The organism is Exiguobacterium sp. KRL4 (genome assembly GCF_001870785.1).
Classification (GTDB): Bacteria; Bacillota; Bacilli; order Exiguobacteriales; family Exiguobacteriaceae; genus Exiguobacterium_A.
Genome location: NZ_MOLV01000048.1, coordinates 1 through 674, shown reverse-complemented (window position 1 = coordinate 674; position 674 = coordinate 1). Strand labels below are relative to the sequence as shown.

The 674-nt window shown below is 65.1% G+C and carries 1 protein-coding gene; it reads right to left on the bottom strand.

Annotated elements, in window-relative coordinates:
* Positions 1-21: 21 nt before the first annotated feature.
* Entirely contained in the window at positions 22-540 is a 519-nt protein-coding gene (locus BLD48_RS16005) for an ATP-binding cassette domain-containing protein (RefSeq protein WP_201723170.1), read from the bottom strand.
* Positions 541-674 lie beyond the last annotated feature (134 nt).

Below are 674 nucleotides of genomic sequence, written 5' to 3'. Positions count from 1 at the left end.
TTTGTTTGCGAGCCGTAGTCTTCATACGTTGTGGTCAGGGGTCTTCGTGGGCTCGTCCACCCGCAAGCGGTTATGTGTCTCCCAGAGTGCGACCGCCAGCCGTACCCGGTACCGCTGGCCCACCGACAATGTCGACAGGCCCCGAGCGCGGTCACTGCAAGCGTTCAGACCCGCCAAAGCGATGTCCACGCGGCGTTCGGCATCCCACGCGTCCAGCAGCCTGTCCGCCTCGAGCGCAGCGGAATAGGCATCGGCCGCGTCCTCACCCGTGGCTAGCGCAGCGCTGGCCACGTCCAGCTCCTGCAGCGCTGCCCTGGCGGGAGCAGGCGCCTCGGCGATCAGGTCACCTACCGTGCGGTTGTCCTCGGGAGCCATGTCCTGCTTCACCAGGACGAGGGAACCCACCTGGGTCACCACCCCTGAGTCAGGCTTCAGGATCCCAGCCAGCACGTGGAGCAAAGTGGTCTTGCCCCGGCCGTTGTCGCCGACGATCGCCAGCCTTGACCCGGCAGAAACGGTGACGTCGGCCCCACTCAGCACAGGCCGGTCCCCGAGTGTGACGTGAAGTGATTCAGCGCGGATGTGTGCGGCGGATCCCTGGGGTGTCCCGATCCACACACACGATCGAACAGGTTGTGTGATTGGCATTGCGTACTCTCAGCTCGTCATGGAGC